General features: G+C 68.4%; 17 protein-coding genes and 1 tRNA gene. 15 read left to right on the top strand and 3 right to left on the bottom strand.

The annotated features are described in order from the left end of the window. The first annotated feature begins 88 nt into the window (after positions 1–88). The 14 genes from ACFQ4O_RS01760 (at position 89) to ACFQ4O_RS01695 (ending at position 13,210) form a co-directional block, all read left to right on the top strand. Positions 89–688 carry a hypothetical protein gene (locus ACFQ4O_RS01760; RefSeq protein WP_378773907.1) on the top strand — a complete coding sequence of 200 codons (600 nt, stop codon included), beginning with the start codon at positions 89–91 and terminating at the stop codon, positions 686–688. A 255-nt stretch (positions 689–943) separates the two neighbouring features. Beyond that, positions 944–1,579: a hypothetical protein gene (locus ACFQ4O_RS01755; protein WP_378773906.1), complete on the top strand. Its 636-nt coding sequence runs from the start codon at positions 944–946 to the stop codon at positions 1,577–1,579. Then, positions 1,572–3,716: a phage terminase large subunit family protein gene (locus ACFQ4O_RS01750; RefSeq protein WP_378773904.1), complete on the top strand. Its 2,145-nt coding sequence runs from the start codon at positions 1,572–1,574 to the stop codon at positions 3,714–3,716. Before ACFQ4O_RS01755 ends, ACFQ4O_RS01750 begins: the two co-directional genes overlap by 8 nt. 11 nt (positions 3,717–3,727) lie before the next feature. Further along, a complete protein-coding gene (locus ACFQ4O_RS01745; protein WP_378773903.1) occupies positions 3,728–3,964 on the top strand; it encodes a hypothetical protein in 237 nt (78 codons plus the stop codon). A 47-nt stretch (positions 3,965–4,011) separates the two neighbouring features. After that, positions 4,012–5,817, top strand: coding sequence for a major capsid protein (locus ACFQ4O_RS01740; protein ID WP_378773901.1), 1,806 nt, complete (start codon positions 4,012–4,014; stop codon positions 5,815–5,817). 67 nt (positions 5,818–5,884) lie between these two features. Further along, positions 5,885–6,208 carry a head-tail joining protein gene (locus ACFQ4O_RS01735; RefSeq protein WP_378773900.1) on the top strand — a complete coding sequence of 108 codons (324 nt, stop codon included), beginning with the start codon at positions 5,885–5,887 and terminating at the stop codon, positions 6,206–6,208. A 2-nt stretch (positions 6,209–6,210) separates the two neighbouring features. Beyond that, positions 6,211–7,806: a DUF6441 family protein gene (locus ACFQ4O_RS01730; RefSeq protein ID WP_378773899.1), complete on the top strand. Its 1,596-nt coding sequence runs from the start codon at positions 6,211–6,213 to the stop codon at positions 7,804–7,806. 2 nt (positions 7,807–7,808) lie between these two features. Beyond that, on the top strand, positions 7,809–8,594 hold the full coding sequence (locus ACFQ4O_RS01725; RefSeq protein ID WP_378773897.1) for a hypothetical protein: 786 nt from the start codon (positions 7,809–7,811) through the stop codon (positions 8,592–8,594). 10 nt (positions 8,595–8,604) lie between these two features. Further along, positions 8,605–8,772, top strand: a complete 168-nt coding sequence (locus ACFQ4O_RS01720; protein ID WP_378773896.1) for a hypothetical protein — start codon at positions 8,605–8,607, stop codon at positions 8,770–8,772. A gap of 10 nt (positions 8,773–8,782) precedes the next feature. Further along, complete coding sequence (locus tag ACFQ4O_RS01715; RefSeq protein WP_378773894.1) at positions 8,783–9,529, top strand: hypothetical protein; 747 nt, start codon at positions 8,783–8,785, stop codon at positions 9,527–9,529. Between the two features lie 997 nt (positions 9,530–10,526). Next, positions 10,527–11,228, top strand: a complete 702-nt coding sequence (locus ACFQ4O_RS01710; RefSeq protein WP_378773893.1) for a hypothetical protein — start codon at positions 10,527–10,529, stop codon at positions 11,226–11,228. A 230-nt stretch (positions 11,229–11,458) separates the two neighbouring features. After that, positions 11,459–11,857, top strand: a complete 399-nt coding sequence (locus tag ACFQ4O_RS01705) for a hypothetical protein (RefSeq protein ID WP_378773892.1) — start codon at positions 11,459–11,461, stop codon at positions 11,855–11,857. A 63-nt stretch (positions 11,858–11,920) separates the two neighbouring features. Beyond that, positions 11,921–12,442, top strand: coding sequence for a hypothetical protein (locus ACFQ4O_RS01700; protein WP_378773890.1), 522 nt, complete (start codon positions 11,921–11,923; stop codon positions 12,440–12,442). Positions 12,443–12,535: 93 nt separating this feature from the next. Beyond that, a complete protein-coding gene (locus tag ACFQ4O_RS01695) occupies positions 12,536–13,210 on the top strand; it encodes an MgtC/SapB family protein (protein WP_378773889.1) in 675 nt (224 codons plus the stop codon). A gap of 218 nt (positions 13,211–13,428) precedes the next feature. On the opposite strand, the gene ACFQ4O_RS01690 is transcribed toward ACFQ4O_RS01695, so the two are convergent. Both ACFQ4O_RS01690 and ACFQ4O_RS01685 read right to left on the bottom strand, forming a co-directional pair. Continuing rightward, on the bottom strand, positions 13,429–13,830 hold the full coding sequence (locus tag ACFQ4O_RS01690; RefSeq protein WP_378773888.1) for a hypothetical protein: 402 nt from the start codon (positions 13,828–13,830) through the stop codon (positions 13,429–13,431). Positions 13,831–13,869: 39 nt separating this feature from the next. After that, complete coding sequence (locus tag ACFQ4O_RS01685) at positions 13,870–14,355, bottom strand: hypothetical protein (RefSeq protein ID WP_378773887.1); 486 nt, start codon at positions 14,353–14,355, stop codon at positions 13,870–13,872. A 284-nt stretch (positions 14,356–14,639) separates the two neighbouring features. Between ACFQ4O_RS01685 and ACFQ4O_RS01680 the strand changes: the two genes are divergently transcribed. Continuing rightward, complete coding sequence (locus ACFQ4O_RS01680) at positions 14,640–14,879, top strand: hypothetical protein (RefSeq protein ID WP_378773886.1); 240 nt, start codon at positions 14,640–14,642, stop codon at positions 14,877–14,879. Positions 14,880–15,176: 297 nt separating this feature from the next. Here the strand turns inward: ACFQ4O_RS01680 and ACFQ4O_RS01675 are convergent. Continuing rightward, positions 15,177–15,252 (bottom strand) — tRNA-Glu (locus tag ACFQ4O_RS01675). Positions 15,253–15,512: the final 260 nt, after the last annotated feature.

Raw genomic sequence — 15,512 nt, 5'->3', positions numbered from 1 at the left:
TCGGAATAACCCTCCATACCCTCCATACCTTCCATAAGTCATTGAAATCATTGATGACGAAATGACGCAAACCCTCCATGAACCCTCCATGAACCCTCCATTGCGGTTGAGGCAGGCGATTTCGGTCGAGGACCTGCTGATCTGGGCCTATCGGGAGAAGCAGATCGATCGGGCCATGGCGCGGATGGTGGTCGGCAACGGTCCGAGCGGCTTTCATGCGTCCGGCGTCTGGCGGCTGGGCGCCCGGGTGGAGGGCGGCCCGGCCCGGTTCGGTCTCTCGCTCGACGACGACGCGGTGCGCGTCCACGCCGCCGTGTCCTGGCTCGCCGTCCTCGAGCCGGAGGCCGCGGCGCTGATCGTGCGCCACGCCCGCACCGCGACCGAACCGGAGTGGCACGGTCGCGAGGCGGAACGGCTCGCGCCCCTGCGCCGCGGCGGCCGCGTCTGCATGGAGCTCGACGCCCGCCGCCGCGCCGTCGCCTGCCGGGTCGTGCCGTTGGTCGATCCGGGCCTCGTCCGATTCGGGCGCGAACAGTGGACGCGGTGGCGCGCAGGCCTGGTTCTGATCGCCCGCGAGCTGCGCGGCGCGCTTTGGTCCTACGAGGTCGCGCGCTGCCGTCCCATGATGGAGCCTTGGAAATCAGGGGCTCGCGGCACGGCCTTCATCGCCGTCGACGAGGCCGCTTGACAAAGTGCGACTAAAACTTGACCCTGAACCCGGCCCGCACTGCGCGCCAAGCCCGCCCCGACTGAGTCGCGGCGGGCTTTTTCGTGTCCGGGCCATCCGGAATGGGGCGCACTTGACCCCTCCATAGGCTGCTAATCGATCCGAACGGGTCCTTCCCCGCCTTCCAGCCGAATGCGGTGGGCTTTAGCGCTTTTGTTCGCCAGTTGAGCGGCCAGTCAACATCGTTGACCCGATTGACGATTAAAGGATGACGAGATGACGGCGGCGGTTGACGTGCCCTCGGGTTACGTGACTGCGGCCGAATACGCGCGCATGCGCGGCGTCTCGAAGCAGGCGGCGTCGAAGTGGCCGCTTGTTCGGGTCGAAGACCCGCGGCGTCCGGGAAAATACTTGGTGGACGTCGCCGCGACCGACGCCAAGCGCGCCGTCGAGCAGAACCCGCTCAAGCGGATGGCGCCCACCGCCCCCGCGCAGGGCGAAGCGCTCGCGGCGTCCATCGCGCCTGCGGCCCTCTCGCCGGCCCTGGACGCCGATCGCGCTCAGGCGCGGTCCTCGCGGGCGGAAAAGGAGCACTGGTCGGCGCTGAACGAGCGCCTGGGCTATGGCGAGCGCGTGGGCGCGCTCGTGAGCCGCGCTCAGGTGGAGCGCGCCCAGGCGGAGATCATGCGCTCGCTGCGCACCAACATGATGGCCGTCGGCGCGCTGGTCGCGCCGAAGGTCGCCGACGAAAGCGACCCGCGCGCGGTGCGGGCGCTGATCGACGCCGCCGTGCGACGCGCGCTCTCGGGCGCGAGCGTCGACATCGACAAGCTGGCGGAGGCGGAGGACGCCGCCGCCGAAACGGAAACCGCGCCGGACGGAGCGCCGACCATGGAGGACGCCGATGCCTGATCACGCTTTCGACGTGTCCTTCGCGGCGGAGCTGTCCGACGTGGGGTTCCTCTACCGCGCTGCGGCGGCGGCGATCCGCCCCGAGGCTCCGCTCACGGTGAGCGACTGGGCGCTGCGCCATCGCCGGCTGTCGGCGGAGGCGTCGAGCCAGCCGGGGCCGTGGACGCACGACGCCATGCCGTATCTCGTGGAGATCATGGACGCGCTCGGCCCGGAAGATCCGTGCCACACGGTGACGCTGATCAAGCCCGCCCAGTCCGGCGGGTCGGCGGCGGGCGAAAACTGGCTCGGGCACATGATGTGCCGCGAGCCCGGCCCGGCCATGTACGTCCAGGCCACCATCAAGGCGGCCAAGGACTGGAAGACCGAGAAGTTCGATCCGATGATCCGTGACAGCGACGCGCTCGCGCCGGCGAAGGGCGGCGTGGTGGCGCCGCAGAAGTCGCGGGACGGCAAGGGCACGACGAGCGACCGCATCGTGTTCAACGGCGGCTTCATCCTGCTCGCCGGGGCGAACAGCGCGGCGACGCTGCGCCAGCATTCCATCCGCTACGTGTTGAAGGATGACATCGACGCCTGGGACGACATGGCCGGCCGCGAAAGCGATCCGGACAAGATGGCCGACGCCCGGGTGAAGTCCTACCGGCGCTTCGGCCTGTCCAAGGCGTTCGAGGTGTCGTCGCCGGTGGAGAAGCAGCGCTCGCGCATCGCGCGCAAATACGCAGCGGGCGACCGTCGGCGCTGGCACATGGGCTGCACGGCCTGTGGCGCGCTGACGGATTTCGAGTGGGAGGACGTGGTCCGGGAGCCGGTGGCCCCGTTCCGCTGCCGGCTCGTCTGCCCCACCTGCGGCGCGGAGCACCGCCAGGGAGACCGGGAGGCGATGAACGCGCTCGGGCTCTGGATATCCACCGCGCCGGACGCGGACGGCGTCGTGCCGCCCAAGACGATCGCGTCCGACGAGATCGAGGCGTGGCGCGGTCGCTTTCCGAACGGCCGGAACGGCCGCAAGAGCTACGCCATCACAGGCGTGATGAACTACCTCGAGACCTGGGACCATCTGGCGGAGAAGGACGTCGACGCCGGGACCGACCCGGTGGCCCGGAAGGCCTTCGAGTGCGACGATCTCGGCCGGGACTACGACGCCAAGGACGCCGTGGTGGCGTGGGAAATCCTGTCCGCTCGGCGCGAGGGCGACTGGACCCTGCGCAGGGCTCCTGTGGGGCCGCTGGCGTTCACGCTGGGCGTCGACGTGCAGGGTTACGGCGTCTACGTGGAGTCGCTGGGCTGGGGGCCGAACCGTGAAAACTGGCTGATCGACGCCCAGCTCCTGCCCGGCGAGACCGACGCCTCGGGTGAGGGCGCATGGGCGCGGCTCGCGGACTACGTGGAGCGCGGCGTGCGCCTCGCCTCCGGCGCCCGCGTCCAGTTCGATCTGGTCGGCGTGGACTCCGGCTACAACGCTGAAGCTGTCTACGACTTCACGCGCAAGCGGGTGAACTGCATCGCGGTCAAGGGCAAGGACGGCTGGAGCCGGCCGGCGATCTACCGCGCGGAGAGCGCGGACATCCTGAAGGGCGGCCTCTCCGCAGGCAAGGCCAGCAAGGCCGGCGTCAAGGTCTGGCTCATTGGCGGCTGGTCGCTCAAGTCCGCGATCATGGTCTATCTCTCCCGCGGGCTTGAGGCGGCGGAGCCGGGCCAGTCGGCGCCCCGGGGCTATTGCCATTTCCCGGCGGACACGTCGGAGGACTACTTCCGCCAGCTCACCTCCGAAAGCGTCCAGCTCGAGAAGGACAGCTCCGGCGAGCCGCGCCGGGTCTGGGTGAAGCACGGCGCGAACCACTATCTGGACTGCCGCACCTACAACGCCGCGCTGTCGCATTTCCTGAACCTCTGGAACTGGCCGGAGGAGCGCTGGGCGGAGCGCGCCGCGCAGATCGCGGCGCTGTCGGCGCCGGCGCAGACCAGCCTGTTCGGCGACGACGCCGCGGGCGGCCGCGAGGTCGTCGTGGTTCCGGAGCCTGTCGACGGCGCTCCTGACGCTCCCGTGGCGGAGGCGCCCGACGCCACTCCGCCCGCGCGGTTGCGCGCCTCGCCCTTCGCCGGTCTCGACCGGCTGGCCCAGCTCAACCGTTAAGGCCCGCGCCCATGACGCTCGAAGAGATCGACGCCCAGATCCTGGCGCTCGAGGCGGCGAAGCGCGCGCGTCTGATCGGCGGCCAGGCCACCGACGTGTCCTATGGCGGGCAGATCGCCGCCAAGCTCGCGGTGGCGACGCTGACGGAGGTCGAGCAGGAGCTGGTCCGGCTGCGGATGCTGCGCGCCAGGCTCGCCGGCGAGCCTTCGCCCGTGCGGCCGGTGGTGGCGGGCTTCGGTCCCCGATGACGGCGCAGGCGAAACCCCGCGTCCGGGTACGGGCGGGCTCCCGCCCCATGGCCTTCGGCGGGGCGTCCTACGCCGCCGCCGACCTGACGGCCCAGTCCGTGGCCGGCTGGGTTCCGCCGCTGCTGTCGGCGGACGGGGAGTGGCTGGGCGAGCGCGACCTGTCGGTGGCGCGCATCCGCGACCTGATCCGCAACGACGGCTGGGCGCAGGCGGCGGTGGACCGCCAGGTCGACATGACGGTCGGAGCGACGTTCCGGCTCAACGCCAAGCCGGACGCGGTGTCGCTCGGGATCGGCCAGGACGAGGCGGACGCCTTCGCGCTCAGGATCGAGGCCAAATGGCGCAAGTTCGCGGAGGACCCGACGTTTCGGGCCGATGCGGAGCGCGACCTGCCGGTGGCGGGCCTGATCGGGCTCGCGGCCCGGGAGCTGGTGTCGGTGGGCGAGGCCGTCGGCCTGCTGCGCTGGATTCCGCGGCGGGGATGGCCCTTCGCCACCGCGCTGCAGATGGTGGACGCCGACCGGCTGTCGAACCCCTACGGCGTGGCGGACGACGACGAGCTTCGCGGCGGGGTGGAGTACGATCGGGACAACGCCGCGGTCGCGTATCACTTCCGCGACGGGCATCCGAGCGACTGGTACGTGGGCGCCAAGGCCCACCACTGGACCCGGATCGAGCGGTTCGAGCGCGTCGGCGACTGGGACCGGCCGAAGGTGCTGCACCTGAAGGAGAAGCGCCGGCCCGGGCAGGGGCGCGGCGTGTCGCGGCTGGTGTCGGCGCTGGTGAAGCAGCGCCTGCTGGCGAAATACTCGGAGTCCGAGGTCAAGGCCGCGGCGCTGAACGGCTCCGTGGTCGGCGCGATCTACACCCAGATGGGGGCCGAATACGCCGCCGAAGCGCTCGGGCAGACGCCCGGCGGCGACGGCGTGGACTGGGGCGCGTTCAACGACGCCCGTCGCCAGTTCTACGGCGACCGGCGGGTGCTGGATGAGGCGCGCTTCGTCACGGTCGCCGACCGCGAGCCGGGCGAGGCGATCTACTTCGAGATCCCGCACTTCCCCCACATGGACTACATCACGCCGAAGGACCTTCAGGACATGGTCACGGTGCTGGGGCGCGCGGGCGTGCGGCCCCGCACCCTCGACGACGAGATGGTCAAGCGCCTGTTCACCATCATGAACAAGCACAAGATCACCCGTGAATATGTTCGCTCGGGCGCGCTGAAGGGCCTGATCAAGGACGGTCGCGGCCGGGTGCTCTACGACCTCTACCAGGCGTTCGGCATCACCAAGAAGGTGGTGGATTTCGAACTGGACGACGCCAACACCGACGTCAACGCCAAGTGCGACGAGGTGCTCGGGCACATGCAGGACAACATCCGCGGCGAGACCATGACCGGCGCGGAGGCGATCGTGTCGCCCGAGTTCTTCAACAAGCTCGTCGGGCATCCCAACGTGGAGAAATACTGGCTCCAGACCCAGTTCGCGGGACAGCTGGCCGCGACCGAGCGCCAGCGGCTCGGTGGCCAGTGGGGCCGTCTGTTCGAGCATCAGACGCTGCTGTTCCGGGAGTATCGCGGGTCGGCGCCGATCAAGAGCCCGGCCGGCGGCGTGACCAACGAGCGCTTCGTCGCCGCCAACAAGGGCCACGCCTATCCGACCGGCACCCAGTCAGCCTTCGCGACCTATGACGCGCCGCCCCACGACGTGCGCTACGCCAACCTGCCCGGGATCGAGGTCTCGATCTCGCCCAAGGTGCTGGACCACGGCGCGGGCGTGGAGCTGCAAAGCCAGTCCAACCCGCTGGCGCTCTGCCGCCGGCCGGAGGTGCTGGTGGAAGTGACCACGGACTGACCGGAGCGGAACAGGACCCATGCGAAACGGGGCGCTTCGGGCGCCCCGTTCGCGTTTGGAGGCGGCGATGCGGGCGGATCTTGCGGACATGGCGGTGGCGAGCGCGTTCGACGCGCTCGGAGCGGCGGCGACCTATCGCGCCCCCGGCGCGGCGGACGCGCTTCCCTGCCGGGTGATCCTGAAATCGGGGGACCAGGAGATCGAGCCCGGCGCGGCTCGCCTCAACGTGGGGTCCGGCATGCTCGACGTTCGCCTGTCCGAGGTCGCGCGGCCCGTCCGAGGCGGCCTGTTTACGCTTGGCGCCGACATCTGGCGGGTGATGGGCGATCCGAGGCGCGAGGACCCGCTGCGGCGCGTCTGGACCTGCCCCGTGCAGCCGGCGGGGGCCTGATCATGCGTCTCGTGGCGGCGATCGACGGCGGCGCGGGGTCTTTGCGCGGCTACATGGAGTCCCGGGCGGCGGTCGCGGCCGGCGGGCTGCGCGCCGCGGCGGGTATGGGCGCCCGGGAAGGCGTCGCGCGCTATCGGGCGAACGTCCTTGCAGGCGGGCTCGGGCCGCGGCTCGCCAACACGGTGCGCGGTCTCGTCTATCCGAAGGGCGCGACCGAGACCCTGTCGCCGGCCGCCTTCATCTTCTCCCGTGCGCCGCGGATCGTCGCCGCCTTCGAGCAGGCCCCGACGATCCGGCCGGTCAAGGGCTCGAAATTCCTCTGGATACCCACCGAAAACGTGCCGAAGCAGGGCCGGCGGCGCATGTCGCCGGGCCGCGTCGAAGAGATTTACGGCGATTTCGAATACGTGCCCTCGCTGGTCAGCCGCGGGACCTTTCTCGCGGTCGTGCCGGCCGTGCGGTCGAAGTCGCGCACCGGGTTTCGGCAGGCCACGGTGAAGCGGCGTGAGTCGGGGCGGGGCGTGACGCGCATCTACCCGGCCAACCTGCTGACCGATCGCGACACGGCGGCGTCCGACGCCATCGTCACCTTCCAGAGCGCCGGCTACGCCCCCGAGGGGCAGCGGTATTTCGAGATCGACCCGGCCCGGGTGGGGACGTCCGGGGCGCTCTCGGTGCGGCGCCTGAGCGCGGAAAAGGACCTCCGGCACGTCATTCCGCTCACGATCAAGGTGGCGCAGCCGGTGACGGGTTCGCCGGCGCTGCCGATCCACATGATCGGTGACTCGATCACGAACCGGCAGCAGCCCTCGCTGGTGCGGGACCTCCTGACGGCGCTTGGCTATGCCCCGAGCTTCATCGGCACCGTGCCTTCGTCGGGCAGCGCGACCAGCTCGACCGACGCCTCCGGGCCGCTCGGGGAGTGCCGAGAGAGCCGGGCCTTCAGCGACTACACCTACGAGGATCTGGACGGCGAAGTGGTCGCGCTCCCGGCCGGGCAGGAAGCCGCCTACATGGCGATGAGCAAAGCGGACAAGCTGACGATCAACCCTTACGTCCGACCGTCGACGGGCTCCGATCCGGTCGAGAACGTGTTCAACGGCCACATCTTCGATTTCGCCTTCTACCTCGCACGCTTCGGGCTCCCGACGCCGGCCGTGGTCTGGATCAACCACGGCACCAACGACCGGTCGGAGGAGAGCAACCTCACGACGCTCATGCGGCAGGTGGACAACGGCGTTCGCATCCTCGCGGCCTCGATCCGCGCCGCCGCGCCGAACGCCGTGATCCTCTTCGGCATGCCGGCGATGCCCATGGGCGTGAACGCCGACCTCAACTTCACGGCGGAGAACCGCTTCATCCTCGCCAAGATCATCGAGCGGACCCGCGCGTTCGGCGACGCGCGCATCCGGGCGGTGGGGGCGTGGGCCCACATGAGCGCGGACGGCTACCCGTTTGACGTCTCCGCGGTCAACGCCGCCACCGGCGTCGCCACCACCACCATCAGCGATGGTCTTCATCCCGCCGCGCCCACCGGCCGCGCGCAGCTCGCGGCCGTGACCGCTGCGGCCATCGCCGCCGCCTTTCAGGAGATGTGATCATGACGCAGCTTTGCCTCGCCAAACGGCAGGCCAACCCGTCGCCGTCGTGGCAGAAGCACCGCAAGAAGGACGCCATGCTGCCGGTGTCGGGCGCCGACATCATCGCCTTTCCGGGCGTCAACGCGGCGCAGACCGCGTTCAACTACGCCAAGGGCAAGGCGGCGCTGACGCCGGTCGGAGCCATCGTCTACCGCGACGGCTACGCCGAGCTGACGCAGGGCTCGCGTTACATCGACACGGCCTATCCGGAGACGGTCGAACACACGATCATCGTCGTGGGCCGAGCCGTGGGCGTGACCGGCACCGGCAATCAGGCGTGGCTGATGACGACCAACGGCGGGACGGCCGGCGACCCGACCGACTTTGGCGCGTCGCTGTTCGTCCGCGAGGCCGGCGTGGGGCTCCGCGCCTCCGCCGGGTTGCAGACAGCGGCGGCGCCGCCCGTCAGCACGAACTGGCTCTCCGGGCTGACCGCCGACCCGCTGACGAGCTGGGGCTTCGTCTACAGCCGCTGCCGCTCCACCGACCTGACGGTGGGAAACAAAACCACCGGCTCCATGCTGATCGACGCCACGCCGGCGGACGCGCGCGTCGTGTCCGGCCGCAACTGGCGCGCGGGCGGGAACTACGCGTCGAGCGGGACCGGACGGTGCGACGCCGCCGCGATCATCACCTTCCCCTTCGCCTGCTCGGACGATCACATCCACGCGCTCTTCTTGTTCACCCAGAAGATCCTCGCGGCGCGGAAGAACGCCGCGGGCGCATCGATCGCCATCACCATCTGAGGAGGCCGCTTTGGCTGAGACTTATCTCGTCGTCGCCAACGGCGTCGTGACCCAGACCATCGTGTGGGACCCGGAAGTTGGCCTTCCCGAGGGCGTGATCCCGGCGGGCAGCTCGGGAGCTGCCGTGGGGTGGGGCTACGACGTCAACAGCGGCCGGCTCACGCCGCCCGCCGAGTAAGGAGCACGTCATGAGTCAGCTCATCCCGGCCGGGCCGCGCGCGACGCCCGGTGGCTTCCGGTTCGACGTGGGCTCAATCCCCGGCGCCTACGCGAACGCGTTCCGGACCCACCGGGGCTACCTGACCTCCAATCTCGCCCAGGGGCGGAGCCGAAACGTCAGCCGGGTGACCGGCGCGCCCACGATCAGCGGCATGTACGCCCATTTCACGGGCGCGCGGGACTTCGTGGACGTGGACTTCACCGAGAGCGCAAGCTGCAGCGTCTTCATCGCGGCCCGCCTGCCCGGCGCGGGAAGCGGGGGCGCAAGCAAAGGCATCCTGCTGTCCGCGCGCGGACCGAGCCTCGCCGATCCCAGCCGCGAGGCGGGCCTGGTCGTGCGGCAGGACAGCGAAACCACGATCCGCGCCTACGCCAACTGGACCAAAGGCGACGGCACGCAGGACCTCTACATCCGGGACGCGCCTTACACCCCCGGGGCGTGGATGCTGCTGGAAGTTAAAGTTGGGCCGACCTACCTCGCGCTCTTCAATCACACGCTCGGCGGCGGCGCATCGCGGAACGACATCGTGGGGACCCGCGAGGTGTCGGGGGCGCGCCTTCGGGCCGGCAGCGGATCGGTCGGGTCGGTCTACGCCGGCGACGTCGACATCGCTTTCGTCTACGCCGCGCCGGCGCAGTTCGCGGCCACGCTGAGCGGCACGATGGTGGCCGACCTCAAGGCGAAAAAGATGGCGCCGGTGGGCATCGAGGTCTGACCCAACCCCTCCGGCCCGCGCGAAGCGGGGCCACCTCTGACCGTCTTTTTCATTTCGCCCGCGCGGTGGCCGCGCGCGGGTGGTCGATCATGGCCGCGGAGGAGGCCGCCGACCGCCAAGTGGACCACCTATGATGACCTGCTCAAAATGAGTCGTCTTTGGCAGCTTCTTCGGCAAGCGCCTCCAACTCTTCCGGGGAAATCTCATTTCCTTCGGGCGCACTTATGACGATTGATTCGGCTCCGAATTCGATCAAGGCCCGATACGAAACAAGAGCATCCTGTGCGTCGTGACAAAGCACGTGCGCTCGTCCATCGCCAGAGCCACTGCTTATCTTGTACAAAATCTCCACCTCATTTTAAGCAAATGTCATAAAATGCCGCACACGTAATTATGCCACTGTCGACGACTTCGTGACGCTTTTAATTTGGGGTCTTACGCCCGCTCCCATCGCCCGATGTTTGCTCGGGGACATGGAGCCGGGCGCCGGCATGGGGACGCAGGAAACGCCCGGCTCCATGGCGCGAAGACGTCCCCCGAGCATCGCGCGCCCGCCTTGTAGCAAGCGGGCGACGACAAGCAATGCGTCAAACCCGACTGTCCCGGTCCGCTCGAAGCGGGCTGTTTGCTGCTGGGACACACGGAGCCGGACCGGAGGAATCGAGGGGGGGATCCGGTCCGGCTCCGAGGCGTGGAGATGTTGGCCAGGCCCCCACGCGCGGGCACCGTAACGAGCAAGCGACAACAAGCCAACCGCAATGCGACGGGGCAGATCATCGCGGCGGGTGCGTCTGTAAAAAAACACGGAGCCGGGTCGCCAAGTGTGGTGAACGGCGCCCCGGCTCCGTGGCGGGTGACTGCCCCCCGTCGCCGCGCGCGATCCTTCTAGCGAGCGACCGACCACAAGCCAATGATAATTCCGACGCGGTTATGGGAATTGCCCCCGCTGCTGCCGCCCCGCCATCGCGCGGGGCTTTTTCATTTCAGGAGAGACGACATGGACGCAGCCGCATTCTTCGCGGCCGTGCGGGCGGAGCCGTTTGGTGGCACGCTCCCGCAGAAGGCCGTGGATGGCCTGACCGCCATCCTCAAGGGCTGGAGCCTGTTCGGCGACGGCGACCTGCGCAAGCTCGCCTACATCCTCGCCACGGCCTTCCACGAGGCGGACCGCTTCCGCACCATGGAGGAATACGCCTCGGGCGCGGCCTACGAGGGACGGAAAGACCTGGGCAACACGCAGGCCGGCGACGGGAAGCGGTTCAAGGGCCGCGGCTTCGTGCAGATCACGGGCCGCCGCAACTACGCCGACTGGTCGGAGCGCACGGGGTACGACCTCGTCCGGCTTCCCGAGATGGCGGCGGAGCCAGCCCTCGCAGCCCGCATTCTGGTTCAGGGGTCGATCCTCGGCACCTTTACCGGCAAGAAGCTTGGCGACTACATCGCCGCGGCGAAGGCGGACTACACGAACGCGCGGCGGGTGATCAACGGCACGGACAAGGCCGCGCTGATTGCCGGCTACGCGACGAAGTTCGAGGCGGCGCTGAAGGCGGCCGGCTATGGCGTCAAGCCGGTGACTGCAGATGCCGAGCCCGCTCCCGTACCCGACGACCGCGCCGCGCGCCTCGCGGAATTCGACGCCGCCTTCGCCGCCGCGAACGAGGCCTTCGTCAACCTGCGCCTCGCGAGGGAGCGGCTGTGAGGCGGGCGGATTGGGCGCCGACCCCCTCACAGCCGCGGCCGTGTGCGGGCCAACGGAATGCCCACGGCCGATCCCACTTCTACCGCGCAGCGCCCCCGAAGGTCGACCCCCACGACCCCTACGAGCCGCCGCTCCCGCCCGTGCCCGGCGCGGACGATGGCGCGGACGCGTGAGCGGCGGGCGGCGACCATTCTTCCGACATCGGCAAATTGGTCTTTGGAGGACCATCCATGCTCGACCTTCTGAACGAAATCTGGACCGGCCTGCGGCCCCACGTGGTCGAAACTGCCGTCGTCATCGGCGCCGCCATGCTGGCCTTCGCGGGCGGCAAGGCGCTCGAAGCCCTCAAGACCATCAAGGACCGCGAGCTGGCGCTGAGCCTCTACCGCACGATCGAGAACGGCCTGAAGGCGATCATCGCGCGGCGCGCGCTCACCGGCGCCGACCTTGGCCCCACCACCACCCCTGTGATCGTCCGAGAAGTGATCGACTTCGCCAAGGACAACAACCCCGCGGCGGTGACGAAACTCGGGCAGTCCGACGACGCCCTCCACGAGAAGGTGCTGGCCCGCCTGCCGGAGGCCAAAGCCGCCGTCGTGGAGGCGGCCGCGAAGGTGCTGGCGCGCTGAGCGGCGCCGCCTGCCTGAAGGATCCCGCATAGCATGGCCGATCACCACTCCGCGGAGGGGACAATGCCTCACCAGATGCCGCAGCTCACCCGGACGCCCGCCGTCGACTGGATCAAGATCGCGCCTTACGTGACGCTGCTGCTGAGCGTCGTCAGCGGCGTCCTCGGCGTGGGCATGTGGCGGATGATCGACCAGATCAGCGACACCGCCAAACTTGCGGCCACCAACGCGGCCGCGATCGAGCGTATCGACAGGGACCGGGCGTCCCGCATCGCCACCACCAACAGCGCGATCGAGCAGCTGGAGCGCCGGACAGGGCCGCTCGACGCGATGATGAAGGACATCGGCCGGCTCGAAAGCTCCCGCGACCAGCTCGACGCGCGGCTCACGCAAGGCCGGGACGAGCGCCTGGCCGACACGGCCCGGCTGGTGGAGGCGATGGGCTCGCTGCGGACGGAGGTCGCGCTGCTGCGGCAGGAGCAGTCGCAGCTCCGGCAGGCGGTCGAGGCGCGGGACCGGGAGGATCGGCCGATGGTCCCGCGGAGGTCGGACCTCGTCCTGCCGGTGTGGCGCGGGCCGGGGTGAGCGAGAGGCCGTCATGTCCAAACATCAGGCATTGCAGCCCTAGGAAATGTCGGCAAAACTACGTCGTCAACCGTATGATATAGGATTTTGCGGATGACAAACGTAGAATTAGTAGGTCGGCTCGCGGCGGCAGCGGCCGCAGGTAGTATTGTTGGCGTCGAGCGCGAGCGTCTGCTTTGGGCTGCGGGCCTTAGAACGCATATGCTCGTTTGCGTCGGGGCCTGCTTGGCAATGATCGTGTCGGCTTACGGGTTCGAGGACCTTCTATCCTACCCCAATGTGTCGCTAGACCCTTCTCGGGTTGCCGCGCAGGTTGTCTCAGGCGTCAGTTTTCTTGGGGCTGGAACGATATTGCTGCGGGGAGAGGTCGTGCGCGGCCTTACCACGGCGGCAAGTCTATGGAGCGTTGCTGCGGTTGGTCTGGCAATTGGGGGTGGCCTCTACGTGCCGGCCATCGCCGCGGTCGCTCTCATCGTTGGCATTCTAGCAGGCGTGAAGCCGCTAGAGGAGCGATACCGAGACCGATTGGCGATTAAAGAAGTCAAGTTGAAAGCCCCTTCAGGTGCATTGACGATCGAGGTTCTTAACCACGTTGCGGGGCTTAGAGCTTCCCGCGTGCGGCAATTTCTTGTGCGGCCTCACGCAGAAGTCGGATATGAAGAGATAACGATATCTTTTGTCCGACTATCAAAAACAAGCGTTGATGAAATAGCTGACCGTTTGTCCGAAATGGATGGAGTGCAGTTCGTCAGCGATGACGCCATCTAATATGGCCTGCTCGCCGCGACTTCACCTCCCGGGCCTTCGCCAGCGAACGACTTCCGCCAGCGGCGCCTGGTTCACCATCAGCAGGTCAGCCCAGAGCTGCGCCAGCTCGTGGCGACGGGCGGCGTGCAGGCAGCGGCTTTGACCTCGTCATTCGGCGCATGACTCAGCATGAGGTCGATCACCGCCCGGTCTGGCTCGAAGCGGTGAAATGAGGCCCATCAGCTGTAAGGCCTGCCCTCCAGCGCTCGGGCGATGCGAAGGAGCAACCCGAAGAAAATGATAAGCGATCCGTAATACACGACCATCTGCACGAGGCTGGCGACGCCGCTCTGGGAGCCTCCGGCTGCTGCGATTGTGACGTCCACACCCCGCTCGGCTAGCCACGTGGCGATTGTCGGATCGGCCGGAAGGGTCGCGACGACAGGGTTGCCCTGGGCGTCTCGCCCGATGAGTTCGTTGTCATAGATGGTCGCTGACTTCAGTTCGGCGCTCATGGCGCGAAGGGCCGTGTAGGTGATGTGCCGACCCCTAGGCGGCTCTGGCGATTGAAACAGCATCGCGAGCGCGGCGAGTGCGGCGAGCGCCACTCCAAGGATCACGACATTTTTCGGAGTGAACATGCGCTTGCCTTCGCCGCTTTTGTTGCAGTTTAGCAGCCACTAGGATCTGTCCGCACGGCCGTCAGAGTGAGCAAGCCAGGCCCAATAGGCCATGAAAGCGGCTATACCCCACGTCACAGCGACGCCGCCAAGCGTGAGCCGGCCCATCCACCATAGGCCAACGCCTACGCAAGCGAGCGCGAGGCCGGACAGCAGCATGAACAACACGGGCGCGGTCTCGCCGAACGGAACGCTGGCTTCGCCGCTCCATCGGGCGCCCTCCGTGGCCCAGGCCTGAGCGGTCATCGCGTCGGGATCGACGCCTACGCCCGCCGACTTCACATGGTCCCAGCCGGACGTCCCGACGATCTTTCCCGAGCGGGCGGCGAGCGCGAGGGCGGCCACGACGGAGGCGAGTATCCACGCGCCTCCGCCCATGACAGCGGCAAAGTCCTGCGGGCCGTCGTTGGAAGCGAGCAGATAGCCGGCCACACCGCCGAAGATCAGCGCGATCGTGAGGAACACGGCGGCGACGAACAGCGTCACGCGCCGGCCCGCTGTTTCAGATGGCGGAGCGTCGGACATGATCGGCTTATAACGTCATGGCCGGGCGAATCGCCAGAGGCGTCCGCAGGCTCAGCTGCCGCTCCGGACGTCGTCCGCGGCAATCATTCGAGCGACTTCCGTCTGCACATCGTGGATCAGCACTTCCGCCTCGCGCTCTTGGCGCGCTCGCTCGATGGCCTCGGACGGGTTGCCAGTCACCACCCGAATTCATACTTGTTCCTGATGTGTTCTCGTGGAATCCATGGTCTCAATCAGGCCGGGAGATGAAGATGACACGAGAGGCGGGCGCCGCTGGCGCGGTTGAGGAACTGTTTCAGGATGAGCCCTTGGCCGCAGAAGCGGCCAAGATCGAGTGGCTTATCGAGCGCGCGCACGGCGATCCACGCGCGGCCATAGGCGAGCTTTTGGTGCGCTTAGCAGAGGTCGAGCGCGCACGCGCGGCGGCGGAAGCGGCGGCGTCGCTCGGATATCGGCGGAGGCTCCAGCCGGAGCGGCAATCGTGACTGAGACGACGCTTGGTCAGGCGTACTTCGACGCCTGGCGCATCCCGGTCCGCTGCGCTCAGGGATGAAGTCTATCAGCGAATGCGTCCACGCCGCTGAACTGGACTTGGCCTCGCTCGTCTGGACGCGGGGTTGAAAATTCCTCGTCTCCATGCCGCCGGACCGGCTGCCGCGCCCAAGCTGTGGCTCGCGTAGGCGCGCCGCACGGACATCAGGAGAACGAGAAGTGTCCCACCCAAATTCGGATGTGTCCCACTTCTCTGTAAATGGTTGATATCTCTCGCCTATTTAAAGGCATGGCGCTCCCTAGGGGACTCGAACCCCTGTTTTCGCCGTGAGAGGGCGACGTCCTAGACCGCTAGACGAAGGGAGCAGCGGAGAGGCGCTTCCTATAACCGGGGGCCGGCCGGGCCGCAAGCGCCCGGGCGGATTTTTTGTCGAACGGGCTGTGGAAAACCCAAAGGAGCCCGCGATCTCAGCGCAACGGCGCGGCGGCGGGGGCGCCGGGGGCGAGGTCGAGGCGGCCGGTCTCCGTCAGGGTGGCGGCGTCGTAGAGGCGGAGCGAGGCGCGGCCGTCCTTCTCGATCGCCACGATCAGCCGGCCGGCGTCGGCGGCGACGCCGAGCACCCGCG

It is taken from the genome of Methylopila musalis (assembly GCF_042679725.1).
Classification (GTDB): Bacteria; Pseudomonadota; Alphaproteobacteria; order Rhizobiales; family Methylopilaceae; genus Methylopila; species Methylopila musalis.
This window is presented reverse-complemented; position numbering and strand designations above follow the sequence as displayed.

Bases quoted from the DNA above. Each gene is read 5' to 3' on its own strand.
- ACFQ4O_RS01715 (WP_378773894.1), top strand. From the start codon at position 8,783: ATGAGTCAGCTCATCCCGGCCGGGCCGCGCGCGACGCCCGGTGGCTTC.
- ACFQ4O_RS01740 (WP_378773901.1), top strand. From the start codon at position 4,012: ATGGCCTTCGGCGGGGCGTCCTACGCCGCCGCCGACCTGACGGCCCAG.
- ACFQ4O_RS01750 (WP_378773904.1), top strand. From the start codon at position 1,572: ATGCCTGATCACGCTTTCGACGTGTCCTTCGCGGCGGAGCTGTCCGAC.
- ACFQ4O_RS01745 (WP_378773903.1), top strand. From the start codon at position 3,728: ATGACGCTCGAAGAGATCGACGCCCAGATCCTGGCGCTCGAGGCGGCG.
- ACFQ4O_RS01700 (WP_378773890.1), top strand. From the start codon at position 11,921: ATGCCTCACCAGATGCCGCAGCTCACCCGGACGCCCGCCGTCGACTGG.
- ACFQ4O_RS01755 (WP_378773906.1), top strand. From the start codon at position 944: ATGACGGCGGCGGTTGACGTGCCCTCGGGTTACGTGACTGCGGCCGAA.
- ACFQ4O_RS01705 (WP_378773892.1), top strand. From the start codon at position 11,459: ATGCTCGACCTTCTGAACGAAATCTGGACCGGCCTGCGGCCCCACGTG.
- ACFQ4O_RS01760 (WP_378773907.1), top strand. From the start codon at position 89: ATGAACCCTCCATTGCGGTTGAGGCAGGCGATTTCGGTCGAGGACCTG.
- ACFQ4O_RS01680 (WP_378773886.1), top strand. From the start codon at position 14,640: ATGAAGATGACACGAGAGGCGGGCGCCGCTGGCGCGGTTGAGGAACTG.
- ACFQ4O_RS01725 (WP_378773897.1), top strand. From the start codon at position 7,809: ATGACGCAGCTTTGCCTCGCCAAACGGCAGGCCAACCCGTCGCCGTCG.
- ACFQ4O_RS01695 (WP_378773889.1), top strand. From the start codon at position 12,536: ATGACAAACGTAGAATTAGTAGGTCGGCTCGCGGCGGCAGCGGCCGCA.
- ACFQ4O_RS01690 (WP_378773888.1), bottom strand. From the start codon at position 13,830: ATGTTCACTCCGAAAAATGTCGTGATCCTTGGAGTGGCGCTCGCCGCA.
- ACFQ4O_RS01735 (WP_378773900.1), top strand. From the start codon at position 5,885: ATGCGGGCGGATCTTGCGGACATGGCGGTGGCGAGCGCGTTCGACGCG.
- ACFQ4O_RS01710 (WP_378773893.1), top strand. From the start codon at position 10,527: ATGGACGCAGCCGCATTCTTCGCGGCCGTGCGGGCGGAGCCGTTTGGT.
- ACFQ4O_RS01730 (WP_378773899.1), top strand. From the start codon at position 6,211: ATGCGTCTCGTGGCGGCGATCGACGGCGGCGCGGGGTCTTTGCGCGGC.